We start from the raw sequence: 17965 nt of genomic DNA on the forward strand, positions 1-17965 counted from the left end.
AACGTTTCAGAAATCGACTGTTGCCGACAGTAATAAAGTGCGCGGTGAGCCTTGGGAGAACGCGCCATAGGAGGCGACGCCCGACCAGTACTCGTGATCGAACACGTTCTGCACGGTGGCGCGAAACGTGGTCGGTCGTTCGTCGATTCGCGTGGTGTAGCGCGCGCCGACGTCGAAGCGGGTCCAGTCATCGAGTTTCTGCGTGTTGGCCTGGTTGACGTACTGACTGCCGGTATGGATCGCACCACCGGTGAGCGTCAGCCCCTCGAGCCACGAGGTGTCCCATTCGGCCCACAGGTTGGCTTGCACCTCGGGTACGCCCACGGGTTTGTTGCCACGGTTGCCGGCCACCGAGGTTTTGGTCAGTTGTGCATCGAGCAGGGTCACGCCACCGAGCAGTCGCGTGCCCGGCACGACTTCGCCGAACACATTCAGCTCAAGCCCGCGATTGCGTTGCTCGCCCTGCACCGAAAACACCCCGGAAGCCAGTTCGCCGCTGGGTTTGGTGATCTGGAACAGGGAGAGGGTGGACGTGAAGGTGCCGTAATCGGCCTTGACCCCGAGTTCGTGCTGGCGGGAGATGTAGGGGGCAAAGATTTCGCCGGCGTTCGATGCCGTGGAGGGGGCAATGTCGCCCTTGCTCAGGCCTTCGATGTAGTTGTAGTAAAACGAAACGTGGTCCCAGGGTTTCACCACCGCGCCATAGAGCGGCGTGGCCCGGCCGTCGTCGTAGGACGTGGTGACAACCCCGGCGGCGTTGTAGTTGTCGGACTTGATGTTCTGCTGGCGTACGCCGACGGTCAGTTGCACCCGGTCTTCGAGTACCGACAGGGTGTCGGCCAGTGCCACGCCTGTCAGTTCGCTCTCGGAGACTTTCGGTGTGTCCGGCTTGGGGATGTAGGGTTTCGGGCGCTCTACCGGGTGATAGATATTCGACAGGATCGGTGCGCCGGAAATGATCCCGCGCGACAGCACATCACGATAACGGCTGACCTGCAGCGATGCGCGGTGACTGATCGGCCCGGTGTCGAATCGCAGGCGCGCACCGGCGTCCACGGTGTAGCGCTCGACTTCGAACTTGTAATAGCCGGGAGTCGAGGAGGTATCGCCGGCAGCGTTGATGATGGTCGGGGTCTGGTCGGACATCCGCGCGACATCCGACTTGCCGCCGCCGGCGTGGGCGAACACCGTGAGGGCGTCGCTCAGGTCGTATTCGCCACTGAGCAGGGCGGATTTGTCACGGGTTCGCGACCAGCCCCAGTCCTGGCTGACATTGATGCGGCCATTGGCTGCCGAAGGAATGTCCACGCCGGGGGCGATCAAAAAGGGCCGAGAAGCGGCGTCGAAGCGTTCTTCCTGATTGAGCCAGTCGAAGCTGGTGCGCAGGCGTTCGCCTTGATAATCAAGGGACAGCGCGCCGATATCGACATGCCGCGATTGATCGTCGATGGCCGTGTCGCCCAGTTGCGTGCTGCCATTGAGGCGCACGCCGAACCGCCGCTCCTCGCCAAAACGCCGGCTGACGTCGAGGTGGCCGCCCAGCTGCGAGTTCATGGCGTAGCTGGCGGTGAAACGGGTCAGGTCTTCATCGAGGGAACGCTTGGGCACCACGTTGATCACGCCGCCGACCGCGTTGTTCGGCGACATGCCGTAGAGCAAGGCGCCGGGGCCCTTGACCAGCTCGATACGCTCGGCGTACTCGGTAAACACCCGGTAGTTGGGTGCCACACCGTAAACGCCGTCGAATGCCAGTTCACCGAGGTTGCCCTCACCGACGGGAAAACCACGGATGAAAAACGAGTCGACGATGCCCCCGGTCTGGCCTGTGGAGCGCACCGATGAATCGCGCTCCAGCACATCCCCCACGGTGACCGCCTGTTGGTCCTTGATCAGCGTTGAGGTGTAGGTGCTGACGCTGAATGGCGCGTCCATCACATCGGTATTGCCGAGGATCCCCAGGCGCCCGCCATTGGCCACCTGCCCGCCGGCGTACACCGGAGGCAAGGCATCGGTGGTTTTTTCGCTGCCGATCACCGCGGTTTCGTCCAGCGTCAGTCGGCGCTGTACCAGGGTGTAGCTGCCGTCGCTGCGTAACACCATGCACAGACCGCTGCCCTCGAGCAAGCGATTGACCGCGTCCCGGGTAGAGAACTGGCCGATCAGCGCAGGGCTGTTCAGGCCTTCGGTCAACGATGGCTGAAACGACAGGGCAATACCGGCCTCCACGGCAAAACTCGACAGGGTCGCGCCCAGCGGCCCTGCGGGAATGTTGTAGGCACGCACCGCAACAGTGTCCAGTTGCACTGGCACAGCCGCCACCACCAGCGGGCTGACGGCCGCGATCAGGACAAGGCTGAGCAACGCACTGCGAACAACTGGTTTGAACTGACGATCCGGACGCAGATGGCGTGCAGCGAGCATGAATGGATGGACCTATAAACAGGACGGTAGAGTGCTTCTCCCTACTAGCCAGTCGAGATCAGAAAAAGTATCACCGGATCGGTAAATATTTTTTTGATTCAGGCGGGGGAAAGCATGACCCAGAAGCCATTCAAATGGCCGCTGACAAGGATCGGGTAGGTTTGCGCGAGCATGTTCAAGGTGCGCTGGGTGTCGCTGACGGGGTAGGCACCGGACACACGCAGATCGGCAATCGCCGGGTCGAGGCGCACAAAACCACGGCGATAGCGCGTCAACTCGTCGACGAAGTCCGCCAGGCGCATCTTGTCGGCCATCAACATGCCCTGCGCCCAGGCGCCGACGTAGCGGTCGGCGATGCTGACCTGGCCGAAGGTATGCGCCGAAAACTCGGTACGTTGCCCGGCATTGACGATCAGTGGTGTCCCCTGACGATTTTCCGCCAGCTCGACTTTTACCGCGCCTTCGAGCACCGCAAGGTGAGTGCGCGACTCCAGCTCTCGAACGGTGAAGCGCGTGCCCAGCGCCTGCATGCGGCCTTGCCGGGTGCTGACCAGAAATGGACGGGGCATCGGCGAGTTGTCCGTTGCGGTCTGCACCAGTATTTCGCCTTCGCGCAGATGAACGAGCCGTTGATTGGCATCGAACAGGACGTCGATGGCGGTGGCGGTATTCAGGGTGATTTTCGAGCCGTCGGCCAGGGTCAGTTCGCGTTGCTGGCCGACAGCAGTGCGATAGTCGGCCGACCATTGCTGAGACTCCGCCAGCTTCCAGCTGCCCCAGCCGGCCGGCAGGATCGCCAGGATCATCGCCAGTTTGCCCAGTGCCGCACGGCGCTCGGGACTGCTCGGACGATCTAGCGACGACATCGCCAACGACGGCGGCAACCCACCGAGTTTGCTTTGCAGCAACTGCGCCCGCGCCCAGGCGCGACTGCGTTCGGGGGTGCTGGTTTTCCAGTATTCCCATTCGGCTTGCTCAGTGTCGCTGAGCTCGCCTTCACTCAAGCGGATCAGCCAGTCGGCCGCTTCCTCTAGGGCTTGTTGATCGGGATGAGGCTGACTGCGCAGGGTGAGCATTCACTCCACCAGCAGCAGGCATTGCACGAAGGCTTGCTTCATGTAGCGTTTGATGGTGATCAGCGACACGCCCAACTCTTCGGCGATGTCGTCGTATTTTAGGCCGCTGATCTGCGAGAGCAGGAACGCACGCTTGACCAGTGGCGGCAGCGCGTCGAGCATCGCGTCGATTTCATGCAGGGTCTCCAGCACCATGAAGCGCAATTCCGGCGAAGGTACTTCCTGCGCAGGCACGTGGGCGAGAGCGTCCAGATAGGCGCGTTCCAGCGCCTTGCGCTGATACCAGTTGACCAGAATGCCCTTGGCCACGCAGCTCAGATAGGCCCGCGGTTGCTCGATGACGGTGACTTGCGAGGCCAGGATGCGCGTGAAGGTGTCTTGCGCCAGATCCGCCGCATCCATGGCGTTACCCAGTTTTTTTCTCAGCGTTGCGTACAGCCAGCCGTGATGGCCGCTGTACAAGGCTTCGATCGCGCGCAGGTGATTGTCGTTGTTCGCGGGAAGGGTTTGGCTCATGGCTGCAGGCATTCATGCAATTGAGAAGTATTCCCAATGCTAGTTTACAAACTGGCTGTGACGCAAGCGCCGATTGGTGTCCGGTTCAGACTGATGGCAGTTGGCGCAGAGCCGCGATCATGGTGTCGATTTCCGCCTCGGTGTTGTACGCGTGCAGTGACGCGCGACTGACTTCCAGCAAGTCTCTTTGCTGCATGTCGAGCATTGTCGAACGGCAGGTCGACGTTGTGACGTTGATGCGCTTGCCCTGAGCGGCCAGCCACTGCTGAATCTGCACGGCGCTGCTATCGCGATGAGTGAAGGTGACGATGCCAGACTTGATCGCGCCAAGGTCTCGCGGAGTGACGCCCGGAATCTCCGTCAGTTGCTGGCGCAGGTACTCCGCCAGGTGTTGAATTCGTAACCACATCGGTTCGATACCTTGCGCCAAGGCGTATTCCACCGCTGCACCAAGGCCCAGTTTGGCCGCGACGTTGCATTCCCAATTTTCGAAACGTCGCGCGTCCGGGCGAATGGTGAAACTGTCAGCGGTTTGCAAAGAGGCCGCATGCAAGTCGAGGAAGGCCGGTTCAAGGTTCTGACACAGCCCGCGTTCGACATACAGAAATCCCATGCCACGCGGCCCGCGCAGGTATTTGCGACTGGTGGCGGCGAGCATGTGGCAACCGATCTTCTGCACATCGATCGGCATCTGCCCGACGCCCTGGCAGGCATCAAGCAAATACAGCACGCCGGCCGCACGGGCGAGGGCACCGATCTGTTCGATAGGTTGCACCGGCCCGCCATTGGTGGCGATCACGGGCAGGGAAATCAGTGCAACCCGATCATCGTCGAGCATGTCCTTGAGCGACGATAACGAGACCTGGCCGTGTTCATCGTTGGGCATGATGCGAATCTCGATGCCACGCTGCTGTTGCAATTGCAGGTATGGAATGTAGTTGCCGGCGTACTCGGTGGTCGAGGTCAGCACCACATCGCCCGGTCGCAAGGGCAACGAATAGAACGCCATGTCCCAGGCGCGCGTCGCGTTTTCGATGACTGCGATTTCATCGGCTTGCGCGTTGATCAAGCGGCCAATGGTGCCATAGACACTTTCCACCTCGGCTGAGCACTGCCCGGCGGCCTCGTATCCGCCAAGATTCGCTTCAAGCTGAATGTGCCGGGTCATGGTTTCGATCACCGGCGCGGGCATCAGCGCTGCGCCGGCATTGTTGAAATGGATCAGGTGCGCGACAGCGGGTGTGTCGGCACGCAGTTGTTCAATGTTCAAAAGCAGACTCCTTGATCAGTCCCCCGGTGGGGCTGCACTCGGTTGCATCACCGCGGGCCAGTAGCGCAGGGCGATAATCGGGATCAGCGCCACCACGTAGGCCAGGCAAACGAACAGATAGGTGTATTGCAAGCCGTAGACCTGACTGAGCAAGCCACCGGCAGAAATCCCGGCGATCGAGGCAAACTGCGCAGTGCCCTGAGCGATGCCCAGCACATGACCCTGCTGTGAGCTGTCAGCGGTTTTCGAAATCAAGGCCATCAGCACGGGAGTGGTAGCCCCCAGCAATACGCCCCAGATGAAGTAGGCGACCACAAATACCAGCGGATTACGCGTGACGCCCGCCACAGCAGTGAGCGCGATGCAGCCGATGACGATGTAAGTGATGCGGTGCAGGGTGTCCTGCTGGCTCCGGTGTTCGAAGTAACGCGACCAGGCTGTGGCCGACAGAATAAACCCCAGTGCCAGCAAGCCGTAGCACAGGCCGACCACCGAGTTGCTGACCTCGAACACCGAGCTGACATACAGCGAGAACGAGGTCTGCGGCAGCATCCGCGCCAACAGCAGAATGCCCATTACCCCGAGCAGCGACAGCAATGGCGAACCTTGCCAGAGACTGCCGGAACGACGCGCAGGGGCGGCGTTGTCCGCGACCTGCGTTTTCTTCACCGGCGGTACGTCCGGCAAGGTCACGGCAGCGATCACCGTGCACACGGCGCACAGTACCGAGGCAATGATGTTGATCCAGAAGAACGTCGCGTAATCGAGGATCAACCCGCCGACCACCGCGCCGAGCAACGAGCCGACATTGGTGGAGATTTGCAGGATGGCGAACAATCGCGCTCGCCGCGAAGGGGCCTCGATGCTGACTCCGTAAGCCTGTGCCGGGGCAATGTAGCCGGCGAAGGCGCCCTGCAGAAAACGCAGAATCAGAATGACCCAGATATCACTGAAGAGGGCCAGCCCAAGCTGGGTCAACGACAAGCCGGCGAGGGCGCGGATCATCATCAACTTGTGGCCGTAGCGATCGCCGATACGGCCCCAGAATGCACTGGTCAGAATAATGCCCAGCATCGGCCCGACATACACGGCGATGCTGGCGAAGCTGAAAACCGCCTCCGACGTCGTCAGCCCACGCAGGTGGACAGGCCAGAACGGCCCGCTCATTTCCATCGCGCCCATCGACACTAACTGGATCGCGAATAGAAGATAAATCAGGATTCTTACTCTCGAACCCTGGATGACACCTGCATGGGACATGAGTCTGCCTCGGTTAAACGCTAGCGAGCGGGTTGGTCAGGGTGTGCTGCAAACGATAGTTGCTGTACTGCATCATGTGCATGCGCAACAACGAGCGGGTTGGCCATGGATCTTCGACGAACGCCTTGTGCTCGACTTCCCACAGCGCTGGCGCGACACGATCGCGCACAGCCTCGAAGGCCAGGTCGGTTTCCTCGCGCAATACCTGCCACAACCGGGTGTTGTTCAAGCCGTATTCCTTGGTCAGCCACAGGGCCATTTCGTGCAGATGCGTGAGGAACGCCGCATCCAGGACGAACATGCGCACCGGCTCGATGTCGCCCGAGAATACAGTCGGCAGAATGCCCGGCTGCACATGCGGTTGCAGGCTGTAGCCACGTTCTTCAAGCAGCGGCGCGTAAGTGCGGCCATCGCCGAAATCGCGGATCAGCAGACTACGTGCTTTGCCGTCAGGGGAAAACAGCACCATGGTGTTCTGCTGGTGGGCTTCGAGGGCCACGCCGTACATCAGATAGATCGCCACCACCGGGTGAGTGACCACTTTCGCGTACTCGCGGAACCAGCTCTCGACTTGTGCAACGTTGGCCCGCACGCCATCACGATCGATGAGATCGGTGAACAACGGACGACCACTGCCCGGTAAACGGGTGAACAGCGACGCTACGGTAATTGGCAGGCAATCGTCGCGTCGCTCGAACGCAGGGGCACTGGCGCGATACACCACGGACAAGTGCCGGCCCGGATGATCGTCCTGAGTGACTGCGTTTTTGTAACGCACGCCGATTTCTTCCGGGAAGATTTCCAGGCGCTGATCAAAGCCGTTTTCAACCTCAAGAATCTTGCTGATCACGGTGCTGATGCGCGGCCCCATGTGAATCGATTTGGCTTGCAGGCTGCGCAACTCACTGGTCATCCACACGGCAATCGGCAGCTTGATCAGCGGCGCGCATTCATCCAGCACGGGCATCATCGTGCGGTACGACATGGTCGGTAGCGTTGGAAGGTCGGGGCCGTCGGTAATCAGAATGCCGTCAGCGATTTCTTGCGCGAAATTCTGCAGCACGTAGGCCTGCAAATGCCAACCGTGGATTGGCAATGGCAACCAGTGATTTTCGTCCAGCCCCTTGTTGTTCAGCGAGGCTTTCCATTGCTCCCATTGCGCCGGGAAGTTCTCGGCGAACCAGGCGCGGTAATCGATCACGTGCGGCATGCTTTCGCTTTTCGCGTTGTCGGCGCGCAGCGCGGCGATGCGCAGCGGTACTTGTGCATTGAACTCGGGTGACAGTTGTTCGACTTCTTTATCGGTCAGGCCCGGGCGGGCTTTCCAGGTCGGGTAATACGGGTGACCTTCCAGCGAACCCCACTGATCCAGAAGAATGGCAGCGTCCTTGGTACTGGCGTGCTGGCGCAGGTAGTCGGTGAAGCTGTCTAGCCCGGCATCCTTGGCAGCCTGCTCCAATCGGGCGTTCCAGCGCTGGCGATGCTGACGGGCGTGAGCGTCGTTGGTCAGGCTGTTTTCCATGTCGGCCTTGAGCCCGGCCACGCCTTCGTCAGTCGGTTCGAAGTCGAAGCTGTCGCGCAGCACATCGAGCATGTGCTGATGGCTGGTGATGACCTGGCGTACGCCTTCATCCGTCACCAGCACCACGTCACCGTCGTTGACCACCGTGTCGGCCGGGCCTTTGGCGATATCGGCAAAGGCCAGATGAGCGCGGCCGCCCTTGAGCGGGTAAGTGGCCTGGTTGCCCTCGGCGCAAAAGCTCAGTGCCGAACGCTCGAGGATGTTTTCCGCAAAAAGGCAGCGAATCAAGCGGCGCATGGCGTTTTTACGGGAGTAGGCGATCAGTGTCTTGAAGTCATCCATATCAGCGGTCTGCTCGTCGAAAATTGAATAAAGAGATCACGCGGCGGCGCTTGTCGTGCGAGGCCAGTGGCTGGGGAAATAGTCGAGTGCCGAGTCGCGCAGGCCCTGCATGTAGCCAACGCTCCAGTGCAAGACTTCTTCGATGTAGGGCACCTTGAGGTCGAAACGCTTGGCCATCTCCACCAACAGCACCAGGCCGTAGGCAACGTCTTCGTTGAAGGCACGGCTCTCGCGTTCGATCACGTAACCGGCGCGGTTGTCGGCGGCGGGCACCATGGGTGCAAGAATGTCGTTGTAGGCCTGATTGGTGCGCAGAATCGACAACATGCTGCTCTGGTCACGGATCTGTTCGCCGTAGGCCTCGACGATTTCCTGTTTCAGTGACTTGACCGAGGACAGGTCAACGCCCATGCGCTGGCTGATGACCGCACACAACGCCAGGCTTTCCTGGTCCATGCGCTCGAGGAAGTAGGCTCCCAGTTCCGGGCACTCGGTCCACCAGCACATACGCTGCGGAAAAATCTTGCGATGCCACTGGCCGTAGGGGCCGATCAGTCCGTAGATCACCGAGCTGTGCATGATCGGGTTGCCAGGCGTCAGGGTGATCTCCAGGTAATTGTCCAGCATCGTCACGCAGGGGCCGTACAGCCTGGTGAGTATCTTCTCCAGCTGTCGGCGGGCGGTTTGCGGCTCCCGGGCGTGGGTCGCAACATACAGTTGGCTTTTGCCGCCGCCCATTTTGATCGAACGGCCCGGCGTCAACTCGAACGCGGTGTGCGGAACATCCTTCATGCCCCAGATCACCAGGTTCGGGCGGTCGGGGAGGGTGGCTTCGGCCAACCAGTCGAAACCGCAGAAACCGGGAATCGCACCGATGTACACCGGTTTGCTCGCGTTCAGATGCGGGGCGATGTCCTTCAGGGTTTGCGCGCGGGCATGGGCCGGTACGGTGATGATGACGATGTCGGCATCCTCGACGGCAGCTCTGGCATCGGTGGTCACCCGATCCAGTCGGGCACTCAGGGTCGAACCGTCAGGCAGCAGCGCCTGCATTGGCGTCTGACGGGCGTGTTGTTCGATGATTTCCAGGTTGCTGGTAAGCATCGAAACCTGAACATCGGGCAGCTGTTTGAACAGGATGGCGTTGAGGTGACCGGTCCTGCCACCACCGCAAATGGCGACTTTCAACAGATTCATCGAGAGGCGTTCCTGTGTGAAGGGTGGGTCATGCGACGCTCAGTTGCAGCGGCGCGGAAACGGATTCCAGCCATTGGGTCTTGCCCAGCCAGGCGTCCAGTTGCGGGGCGATGCTTGCGTCGATCAGGTCGCGTTCCTGCAGCCATTTGTCATCGAACACGGTGTGCAGATATTTTTCGCCACCGTCGGCAATCGGCACGACAACGTTGCCGCTCAGCACGCCTTTGTGGATGAGTTCGAGCGCCTTGAAAATCGCACCGCCGGTCGAACCGCCCACCAACAACGCGAAATTGCGCGCGATGTAGCGGGCCGTTTCAAACGCTTGAGAGTCGGTGACCTGCACCCCCAGATCGATGCAGCTGTAATCGAGCACCAGGCCCACGGTGTCGCCAGCTGGCGTGCCGGTGCCCGATTGATAATAGGGATAGCCGGGATGGCCGAAGACGATCGAACCGGCGGGTTCCACCGCGACGGTGACGGTGTCCGGGTTGTGCACTTTCAAACCGCGAGCGATTCCGGTCATCGAGCCGCCGGTGCCGACACAGCCGACATAAGCACCGATAGCGCCTTCAGCCTGAGCGACGGTTTCGCGGACGAAATCGCTGTAGCCGCCGGCGTTGGCTGCGTTGTCGGACTGGTTCATGAACACGGCGCCGGGAATCTCGGTCGCCAGTTGCGCGGCCATCTGTTGGCGCTCGACCACCGCGACTTCGTCCTCGCGATAGGTGCCTTTGACGAAGCGAATGTCGGCACCGAGGGCTTTCATCACGGCAATCTTGTCTTGCGCGGCGTGATGATCGACCACCGCAATGAAATGCAGACCGAACTCGACCGCTGCCATCGCCAGACCGATCCCGGTATTGCCGGACGACGACTCGACAACCACGCCGCCGGGTTTCAAACGACCGGACTTGAGAGCGGCCAGCACCATGTTGCGCGCCATGCGGTCTTTGATGCTGCCGCCGGGGTTGTTCTTTTCAATCTTCAATAACAAGCGGGCGTTGGTGTCCGGAACATCTATACCCAACATCGGTGTATTACCGATAAGGTCCGATACTTTATTCAATATCATTTTAATTGTTCCCTTTAGTAGTCAGGTGAAAATACATAGTTACCTTCCGTACAGCAGGTCGCCGTCAACCGCCGGGGCAGGGGGTGGCGATGAAACTCGTTCTCCAGCAGGTCCATCTGATAGCCGGCAGTATTGACGTAGATCAATAAGTCGCCGGCCTTGGGGGCAGTGGCAAATTCGATCAGGCGATGGGTTATTACGTCATCGTCCAGACAACTATGGCCGGCGATATAGGCTTGGGTGGGGGTGTCGGTTAGTTCTTCGGCACTGAGCAGTATTGGGTCGACCAAGTATTCAGAGGCGAACCATGTTTCACAGGCACTGAAACTGCTGCCCTCGACAAACAGAACGGTTTTGTTATCGGCCAATTGTTTGCTTCGGGTGACGCGAAATATCGAAATGGCCGCTTGATCGACAAGACTACGGCCTGGCTCGAGGGCCAGGGTTATATTATGAAGCTTCAAGTAGTTAGCGATGGACAAACCCTGTGAATGCTCGGTTTCGAGCAATAATGCCAGCCATTGTGGTGCCGTCAATTCACTGCCATAGGGATAATAAGCGGTCGGAACTTTCTGGCTGTGATAGTTGCCGGGGTTATTGTCGTTCTGAAGGAACCGGGCATAGGCCTGCGGCTCGACATAGCGGATCGGCAAGCCTCCGCCAATATCGATCATCTGCGGATTCAGGCCCATTTCTCTGGCGGCTTCGACGAAGCCGGTCACCTCACGAAAGGCTTGTGCACGGGATTCGTATCCATAGCCGCCGAGATGGAAGTGGAAACCTTCGAAATGGAAAAACGTGGGCTGCCCGGTCAGGCGTTGCAGGCATTCAAGCACGTCTTCCGCGCCCATTCCAAATCGGCTCTTCTGACTGTTTTTCGGCCTGTAACGCAGTAAAACACGGGCCTTCGTCGTCGTTGGCTGTAAGGCGAGCACACGGGTCAGGTGATCGAATTCTTCCAGCGAGTCCACGCAAATCAACGAGCCGGCGCTGACCAGCGCCTGGTGAAACGCAACGGTTTTGGCCGGTCCCGTGGCGCAGATTTTGCCTGCCGGTGTACCGGCCCGCAGTGCGGCGTGCAACTCGTGGATACTCGATACATCGACGCCGATGCCCGAATTCGCCGCCGCGCCGAGCAGGCTCTGGGACTTGTTGGCCTTGGCTCCGTAGAAGAGCGCGTGCGCCACGTTGTATTGCTTTAATACCGCCAACAACGCCTGTGCATTCAATTCAAAAGCGTGGGGCCAGACCACATTCAGCGGCGAACCGTGTTGTTTAACCAGGCTCTCAAGCTTGCTCGGAAAGTCATTGATAAATGTGGAAATAAACGGGTCAATCAACGGCTTTAACAGTTCCGGATGATGAACTTTATTTCGCTGTTCAACAGGTGCTGCATTTGTTGTAGGCATAGTTGGCCCCTGGCGTCGAAAATAATCTCGCCATTGATGTTTCGATAACCGATCGTTATCGATGAGTGTCGTATTTGTTACTCGTCAACTGCGAGTATTTAAATGCGATGCTGGCGGCGGCCAGATAAAAAATGAAGATAAATTCGCAGCATCGATCGTAATAAATGGTTCACCAAACAATTGCATGAGAACCCCATTCCCTAAGGCTTGTACGGATGTGCTAATTGACCGCTAGTTGTCGGTCAATTCCGGTTTTTGAACAGTAACTGACATTCAAATGACATCACTGACATGTACTTCCCGTGACGCTGACTACCTGCTTTGGAACGAGGATAGTTCCTCTTGGCGGCGTGAACAATATTGCGAACAGGAACGATTATCAAGTAAGGTTTTCAAATATTTTTGAATAAAGACCTGCGAAAGGCGAATCAATGAACGTGTATTTACACGCTCAAGGACACGTTCGCCCTGAGATAAAAAAGTCCCTCGATTCCTTGATCAACAAGGCGTTGAGGGTTGTTGCGAGAAGCCCTGGCAGCGCCTCGAAAATCGCTGTCGGCAGGGCCTGAAATTTTTCAGAAATCATGACTGGTTCACGCCAAGGAGCAACGCCATGCAATCCGATCGACTCAGCCGCAAAACCCCACCCGCGATCAGCTACCTGTTCGTACCGGGCAACCGCCCCGAGCGGTTTTCCAAAGCCGTCGAGGCTGGCCCGGACGCGATCATTCTCGACCTCGAGGATGCCGTTCACCCCGACAGCAAAGCCGCCGCTCGCGCCGCGATCCGCGCATGGCAGGAGAACACGCCGAAGGTTGCCTGCGAGCGATACATTCGCCTGAACAGCGTCAGCAGCACGCTGTTTCGCCAGGACCTGGCCTGGCTCGGCGACATGCGCCACCCCGAACGATGCGACGGGATATTCCTGCCCAAGGCCGAATGCCCCGAAACCCTGGCGCGGGTGGTTGAACACTTGCTGGAGTGGCAGCCACGACTGCAGATCGTGGCGATCATCGAGACCGCCAAAGGCCTGCAGCAGGTCGAGGCGATTGCCGCGATTGCGGGCCTGGCGCGGCTGGCGTTCGGTTCGCTGGATTTCTCGCTGGATATCGACTGCAGCCAGACTCCCGAAGCATTTCTGTTCGCCCGCAACCGCATAGTGCTGGCTTCGCGGACAGCGGATTTGCCGTCACCGATCGACGGCGTTACTCCCGCCATCAGCGACCTGGCGTTGGTCACTCAAGACTCGCAGTACGCACGCTCGCTGGGGTTCGGCGCCAAGCTGTGCATCCATCCCGCGCAACTGGTGTCGGTACAACGCGCCTTCCTGCCGGATTCGCATCAACTGGCCTGGGCCGGTCGGGTGATGAGCGCGGTCGCCACGGGCAGCCACGCGGTGCAAGTGGATGGCGAGATGGTCGACTTGCCGCTGATCGAGCACGCCCAGCGGCTGCTTGATGTGGCCAGCCAATACGCGCCGGTTCCCCGCGCCGACGCCTGCTGAAACCCGCTCAATCAGGAGATCCACCATGGAACACGGTTATCAGATTGCGTTGCGGCCGCTGTGTGACGTGCAGCAGTCGGAGCAGGTCGATCCGGCCAATGTGACGATGCTGCGCGAGTCGATTGTCCGCGCCGGCCATTGGCTGGAACCGATCATCGTCGAGCGTTCGCAAGGCATCGTCATGGACGGCAATCACCGCTTCAACGCGGCGTTGCAATTGGGCCTGAAGCGCGTGCCGTGCATCCAGCTCGATTACGCCGATCCGCGAGTGTGTGTGCGGCACTGGCAGACCGGACAAGCGTTCGAAGTCGCGCGGATTTTCAGCACCATCGCCCGTGGCGAGATCTTCCCGTACAAGACCACCCGACACGCGTTTGACCCCGCGCTGCCGTTGGTCGCGATCCCTTTGGAACGCCTCTACGACTGACCCGGACCGGATCAAAACCAAAAAAACTTTGACGGCAGGTGATACTTTTTCGCAGGTCGACTGGCAATAGGAGTGATTACCATTTTCTCTCGATGAAAGGATCCTCTCGTCATGCCTGTTGTCAGTCGTCCTAGCGGTGAGCGGGTGTTAACACTCGCCGTGCGTACCGCCATGTTGAATTTCGTTCTGGTCGCAGGAAGCGCCAACGCCTGGGCCGCCAGCGCCGAGCAACAAGACGTTGCCGCCGATAAAACCTCGAACGCGCCAGTCTCTCTGGCCGACGACAGCACGGACGCGCTGACCCTCGACACCACCAACGTCAACGCCCGTTACAACGCCGCCACGGCCTTGCCGGAAACCCTCGCCGGTGGCCAGGTTGCACGGGGTGCGCGGCTGGGCATGATGGGCAACAAAGACGTGATGGACACACCGTTCAGCGTCACCAGTTACACCGCCAAAACCCTCGCTGATCTGCAAACCGTCACGGTCGCGGACGCGCTGGAACGTGATCCCTCGGTGCGCTCCACCGGCCAGACGGGCGGCATCGTCGACTCGTTTTTCATCCGTGGCTTCCCGATTGGCGAAGGCAACCTGGGAGAGCTGGCGTTCGACGGCGTGTATGGCGTCGCGCCCAATTACCGGGTGTTCACCGAGTACGCCGAACGGGTCGAAGTGCTCAAGGGGCCGGGTGCGCTGATGTACGGCATCTCACCGAACAGTGGCGTAGGCGGGGTGATCAACATCGTTCCCAAGCGTCCGCTGGACGAAGACCTGACACGGGTCACTACCACCTACGCGTCGGATTCCCAGGTCGGCGGTCATCTGGATCTCAGCCGTCGTTTCGGCTCGGAAAACCAGTTTGGCGTGCGCTTCAACGGCAACCTGCAAGGCGGCGACACGGCCATCGATGATCAGCGCCGTGATTTGGGTATCGGTGCCATCGCCCTGGATTATCGCGGTGAGCGCTTGCGCCTGAACCTGGACTACATCAGCCAGAAAGAAAGCTGGGAGGGCGCTTCGCGACCTTTCACCATCGCACCGGGCGTCGCTGTACCGTCCGCGCCGAATGGCCGCACCAACCTGCCGCAGGATTGGGGCTGGTCGGACACCAAAGAGCAGTCGGCGTTGCTCGGCGGCGAATATGACCTGAGCGATACGGTCACCGTATTTGCCCATGCCGGTGGCGGCAAGTCGGACGTCAAGCGCATGTCCGACCAGGTGCCACGCATCCTCAACGAGGCGGGGGATACCAGCAACATCCCCGGTTACTACAAATTCAACGTTGATCGTTCCACCGCCGATGTCGGCATTCGTGGCGTGTTCGCCACCGGGCCGATCACCCACACCACCACATTGATGGCGACCCAGTACCAGGACGAGTTGTCCCGCGGCATCAACAACGGCACGGAAATCCGTTCGAACATCTATCACCCGATCGATGTGCCCAAGCAATACATCAGCTCGCCGAAGGTGCTGCGTGTTTCCGAATCGGATCTGTCCGGCGTTGCGTTCACCGACACGCTGTCGATGCTTGACGACCGCTTCCAGTTGACGCTCGGCGTGCGCCGTCAGGACATCGAGTCGCGCAACTACAATGCGTCGGGCTCCGTCAGTTCGAAGTACAACGACAGCGCGACGACGCCACTGGTGGGTGTAGTCGTCAAGCCTTGGGACGACGTTTCCCTCTACTACAACTATGTCGAAGGCTTGAGTAAAGGCGACATTGCCCCCGGCACAGCGGCCAACGCTGGCGAGACATTCGCCCCTTATGAATCCAAGCAGCATGAACTGGGTGTGAAGTACGAGCACGGTACGTTCATGACCTCCCTGGCGTTGTTCCAGATCGAGAAACCAAGCGGTGAAGTCGGCGCCGACAACGTGTTCTCGGTGCAAGCCGAACAACGCAATCGCGGGATCGAATTGAGCATGTTCGGCGAAGTGGCACCGGGCACGCGCTTGATGGGCGGCGTGACGGTGCTGGATGGCAAGTTGACCGATTCAGCGACAGCGGCCAACAAAGGTAACAAGCCAGTGGGTGTGCCAGACGTGCAGGCCAATCTGTGGGCTGAATGGGATACGCCATGGCTGGAGGGTTTCACCCTGACGGGCGGGGCCATTTACACCGACAGTCAATACGTCAACCAGGCCAACACCCAGGAACTGGATTCCTGGACCCGTTTCGATGCCGGCGCACGCTACGCAACGAAAATCGAAGGCCGGCCGACGACCTTCCGCGCTACGGTGCAGAACGTGTTTGATCGTGAGTACTGGTCGGGCGTTGCTTCTTACGGCGCGTTCTCGCCGGGCTATCCGCGCACCTTGCAGCTGTCGGCTACGGTCGATTTCTGATGCGCGAGGGCAGGCACAGCCGGTTGGCTGCTGTCTGCCATTTTCAATGGGCGGGCAGGAGTACTCGCATGCTGGAAAATCCGGGATGTACCTCGACAATCAAGTGTCGCCCGATTCAAGTCACGACTCACCAACTCCCCCTCGAATTTGATTGCAGCGGCAATCGCCACATCCGCGAGATGTTGCGGGTTTACGGGCTGCGCACCAGCCTCTTTCGTTTGAAGGTGATCAACGCCCTGATCCTCGCTGCGCAAGAGGGACGCCTGATCGGCGTCCCCGGCGTGCATGCCTATATAGAAGCGTCTTTTCCCCAACTGCCGATTGTCAGCGTGCGCGAAGTACTCAAACGTCTTGCCGAGGTGAGTGTGATCACCGCTCAATCGGACAGAAGCTACCGCTTTACTCCCCAGGCGCAGGACATGCTCAAACCGTATCTGGGATAACGCGCCTTGAACCGTCGGATCCCGACGACTGCGCCGTACCGCTGCCTCAATTCGCCTGCAATGTCAGCACCGTAAACGTGTCCGGATGGAACACCGGGTCCGGTCTGGGTTGATCCTGACTCGGGGCCGGCTGCGTGAAATCGGCACTGAACAGGTAGGCTTGCCCGCGCTTGGCATCCAGTACCATGTTGTGTGCCCAAGGCCGTGTGCCGATCGAACCAAGCAAACGATAGCTGCCCTGAGCGCTGCGCTGAATCACTGCCAGACTCGCATCGGCGCCGCTGGGAGCCAGCAGTTGGTCGCGTTGATGGTCGTAGGCCAGCGTGTTGACCGCATGCCCGATGGGCAGGGTATCCAGTAACTTGCCGGTCGCGAGATCTGCGATGACCAAGCGAGGCTTGTCACCCCGGCAGGCCACGAACAAACGCTGATGCACCTGATCGGCGGCGATCGCGCCGGGCTTACTGCAGCCTTCGAAGGTCCAGAATTGCTGCTGCGCCAGCGTTGCACCGGACAGCACGGCCACTTGGTCTTCATCCCGCATGGGGACTAAAAAGGTGCCGTTATCCAGCACCAGTGGGCCATCGAGCTTTTGTGCCGGGACATCGACCGAGCCCGTCAGCCGGTCGCTTTTCGGGTCGATCAGGTAGAGCGTCGAATGATCCCCACGGCGACCGCTGGTGACAATCACCCGGTCGCGACTTGCGTCGTAGAGCAGATTGTTCAGGTTGCCTGAGTCCAGTTCCAGCCGCTGCAGCACCTGCAGCCGATCCAGCGCCACAATGCTCAGCGAGCCGTCCATGTTCGCCACATACAGGCGGTTATGCCGAGGCACGAAGGTGACGGCATTGGCGCCGGCGGAATTGTCGAGTGTTTTCAGCAACCGTTGCCGCTCGACGTCGAACACCGACAGCCCGTTTTCCCTGCGCGCAATGAACAAGTAAGGCCGTTGCGGATCAAGTGCGCCAAAGCCCCAACTGTGGCCTTCACCCGCCAAGGCCCGGGTGGCGCTGACGGTGTACAGCAACGGTTCGCTGGCCTGGGTCATCTGGACGCTGAGCAGGCAGGTAGCAAGGCTCGCAAGGGCCAGCAGGTTTTTTCGCAACGGCATCAATGTTCTTCACATTCCAAAGGTGTCTGGAGGTCTGGGCTCGGCC

14 protein-coding genes are annotated in these 17965 nt (G+C 59.8%); 4 read left to right on the forward strand and 10 right to left on the reverse strand.

Translation table 11 applies throughout. The annotated features are described in order from the left end of the window. Positions 1–6 precede the first annotated feature (6 nt). From U862_RS0106735 to U862_RS0106775, 9 genes are all read right to left on the reverse strand, one after another. Positions 7–2421 (reverse strand): TonB-dependent receptor, encoded by a 2415-nt coding sequence (locus tag U862_RS0106735; protein WP_025109675.1) that lies wholly within the window; start codon positions 2419–2421, stop codon positions 7–9. 98 nt (positions 2422–2519) lie between these two features. Then, positions 2520–3497 (reverse strand): FecR domain-containing protein, encoded by a 978-nt coding sequence (locus tag U862_RS0106740; protein WP_025109676.1) that lies wholly within the window; start codon positions 3495–3497, stop codon positions 2520–2522. Beyond that, positions 3498–4013 (reverse strand): sigma-70 family RNA polymerase sigma factor, encoded by a 516-nt coding sequence (locus tag U862_RS0106745; protein WP_025109677.1) that lies wholly within the window; start codon positions 4011–4013, stop codon positions 3498–3500. It lies immediately after the preceding gene. An 85-nt stretch (positions 4014–4098) separates the two neighbouring features. After that, positions 4099–5283 carry an aminotransferase class V-fold PLP-dependent enzyme gene (locus tag U862_RS0106750; RefSeq protein WP_025109678.1) on the reverse strand — a complete coding sequence of 395 codons (1185 nt, stop codon included), beginning with the start codon at positions 5281–5283 and terminating at the stop codon, positions 4099–4101. A 15-nt stretch (positions 5284–5298) separates the two neighbouring features. Then, a complete protein-coding gene (locus tag U862_RS0106755; protein ID WP_025109679.1) occupies positions 5299–6543 on the reverse strand; it encodes an MFS transporter in 1245 nt (414 codons plus the stop codon). Positions 6544–6556: 13 nt separating this feature from the next. Further along, a complete protein-coding gene (locus U862_RS0106760) occupies positions 6557–8407 on the reverse strand; it encodes an IucA/IucC family siderophore biosynthesis protein (protein ID WP_025109680.1) in 1851 nt (616 codons plus the stop codon). Positions 8408–8443: 36 nt separating this feature from the next. After that, complete coding sequence (locus tag U862_RS0106765; RefSeq protein WP_025109681.1) at positions 8444–9604, reverse strand: NAD/NADP octopine/nopaline dehydrogenase family protein; 1161 nt, start codon at positions 9602–9604, stop codon at positions 8444–8446. Positions 9605–9632: 28 nt separating this feature from the next. Then, entirely contained in the window at positions 9633–10676 is a 1044-nt protein-coding gene (locus tag U862_RS0106770; protein WP_025109682.1) for a PLP-dependent cysteine synthase family protein, read from the reverse strand. A gap of 14 nt (positions 10677–10690) precedes the next feature. Beyond that, on the reverse strand, positions 10691–12085 hold the full coding sequence (locus tag U862_RS0106775; RefSeq protein ID WP_025109683.1) for a Y4yA family PLP-dependent enzyme: 1395 nt from the start codon (positions 12083–12085) through the stop codon (positions 10691–10693). Positions 12086–12698: 613 nt separating this feature from the next. Here U862_RS0106775 and U862_RS0106780 point away from each other — a divergent pair. The 4 genes from U862_RS0106780 to U862_RS0106795 all read left to right on the forward strand — a co-directional run bounded on the left by U862_RS0106780 (position 12699) and on the right by U862_RS0106795 (position 16808). Continuing rightward, entirely contained in the window at positions 12699–13589 is an 891-nt protein-coding gene (locus U862_RS0106780) for a CoA ester lyase (protein ID WP_025109684.1), read from the forward strand. A 25-nt stretch (positions 13590–13614) separates the two neighbouring features. Continuing rightward, positions 13615–14016: a ParB N-terminal domain-containing protein gene (locus U862_RS0106785; protein ID WP_025109685.1), complete on the forward strand. Its 402-nt coding sequence runs from the start codon at positions 13615–13617 to the stop codon at positions 14014–14016. 111 nt (positions 14017–14127) lie between these two features. Then, complete coding sequence (locus tag U862_RS0106790) at positions 14128–16365, forward strand: TonB-dependent siderophore receptor (RefSeq protein ID WP_025109686.1); 2238 nt, start codon at positions 14128–14130, stop codon at positions 16363–16365. 68 nt (positions 16366–16433) lie between these two features. Beyond that, positions 16434–16808, forward strand: a complete 375-nt coding sequence (locus U862_RS0106795; RefSeq protein ID WP_025109687.1) for a hypothetical protein — start codon at positions 16434–16436, stop codon at positions 16806–16808. A gap of 46 nt (positions 16809–16854) precedes the next feature. Here the strand turns inward: U862_RS0106795 and U862_RS0106800 are convergent, their stop codons facing one another. Next, positions 16855–17919 carry a YncE family protein gene (locus tag U862_RS0106800; protein WP_115675155.1) on the reverse strand — a complete coding sequence of 355 codons (1065 nt, stop codon included), beginning with the start codon at positions 17917–17919 and terminating at the stop codon, positions 16855–16857. Positions 17920–17965 lie beyond the last annotated feature (46 nt).

Origin of the sequence: Pseudomonas sp. H1h (genome assembly GCF_000633255.1) — a bacterium.
GTDB lineage: Bacteria > Pseudomonadota > Gammaproteobacteria > Pseudomonadales > Pseudomonadaceae > Aquipseudomonas.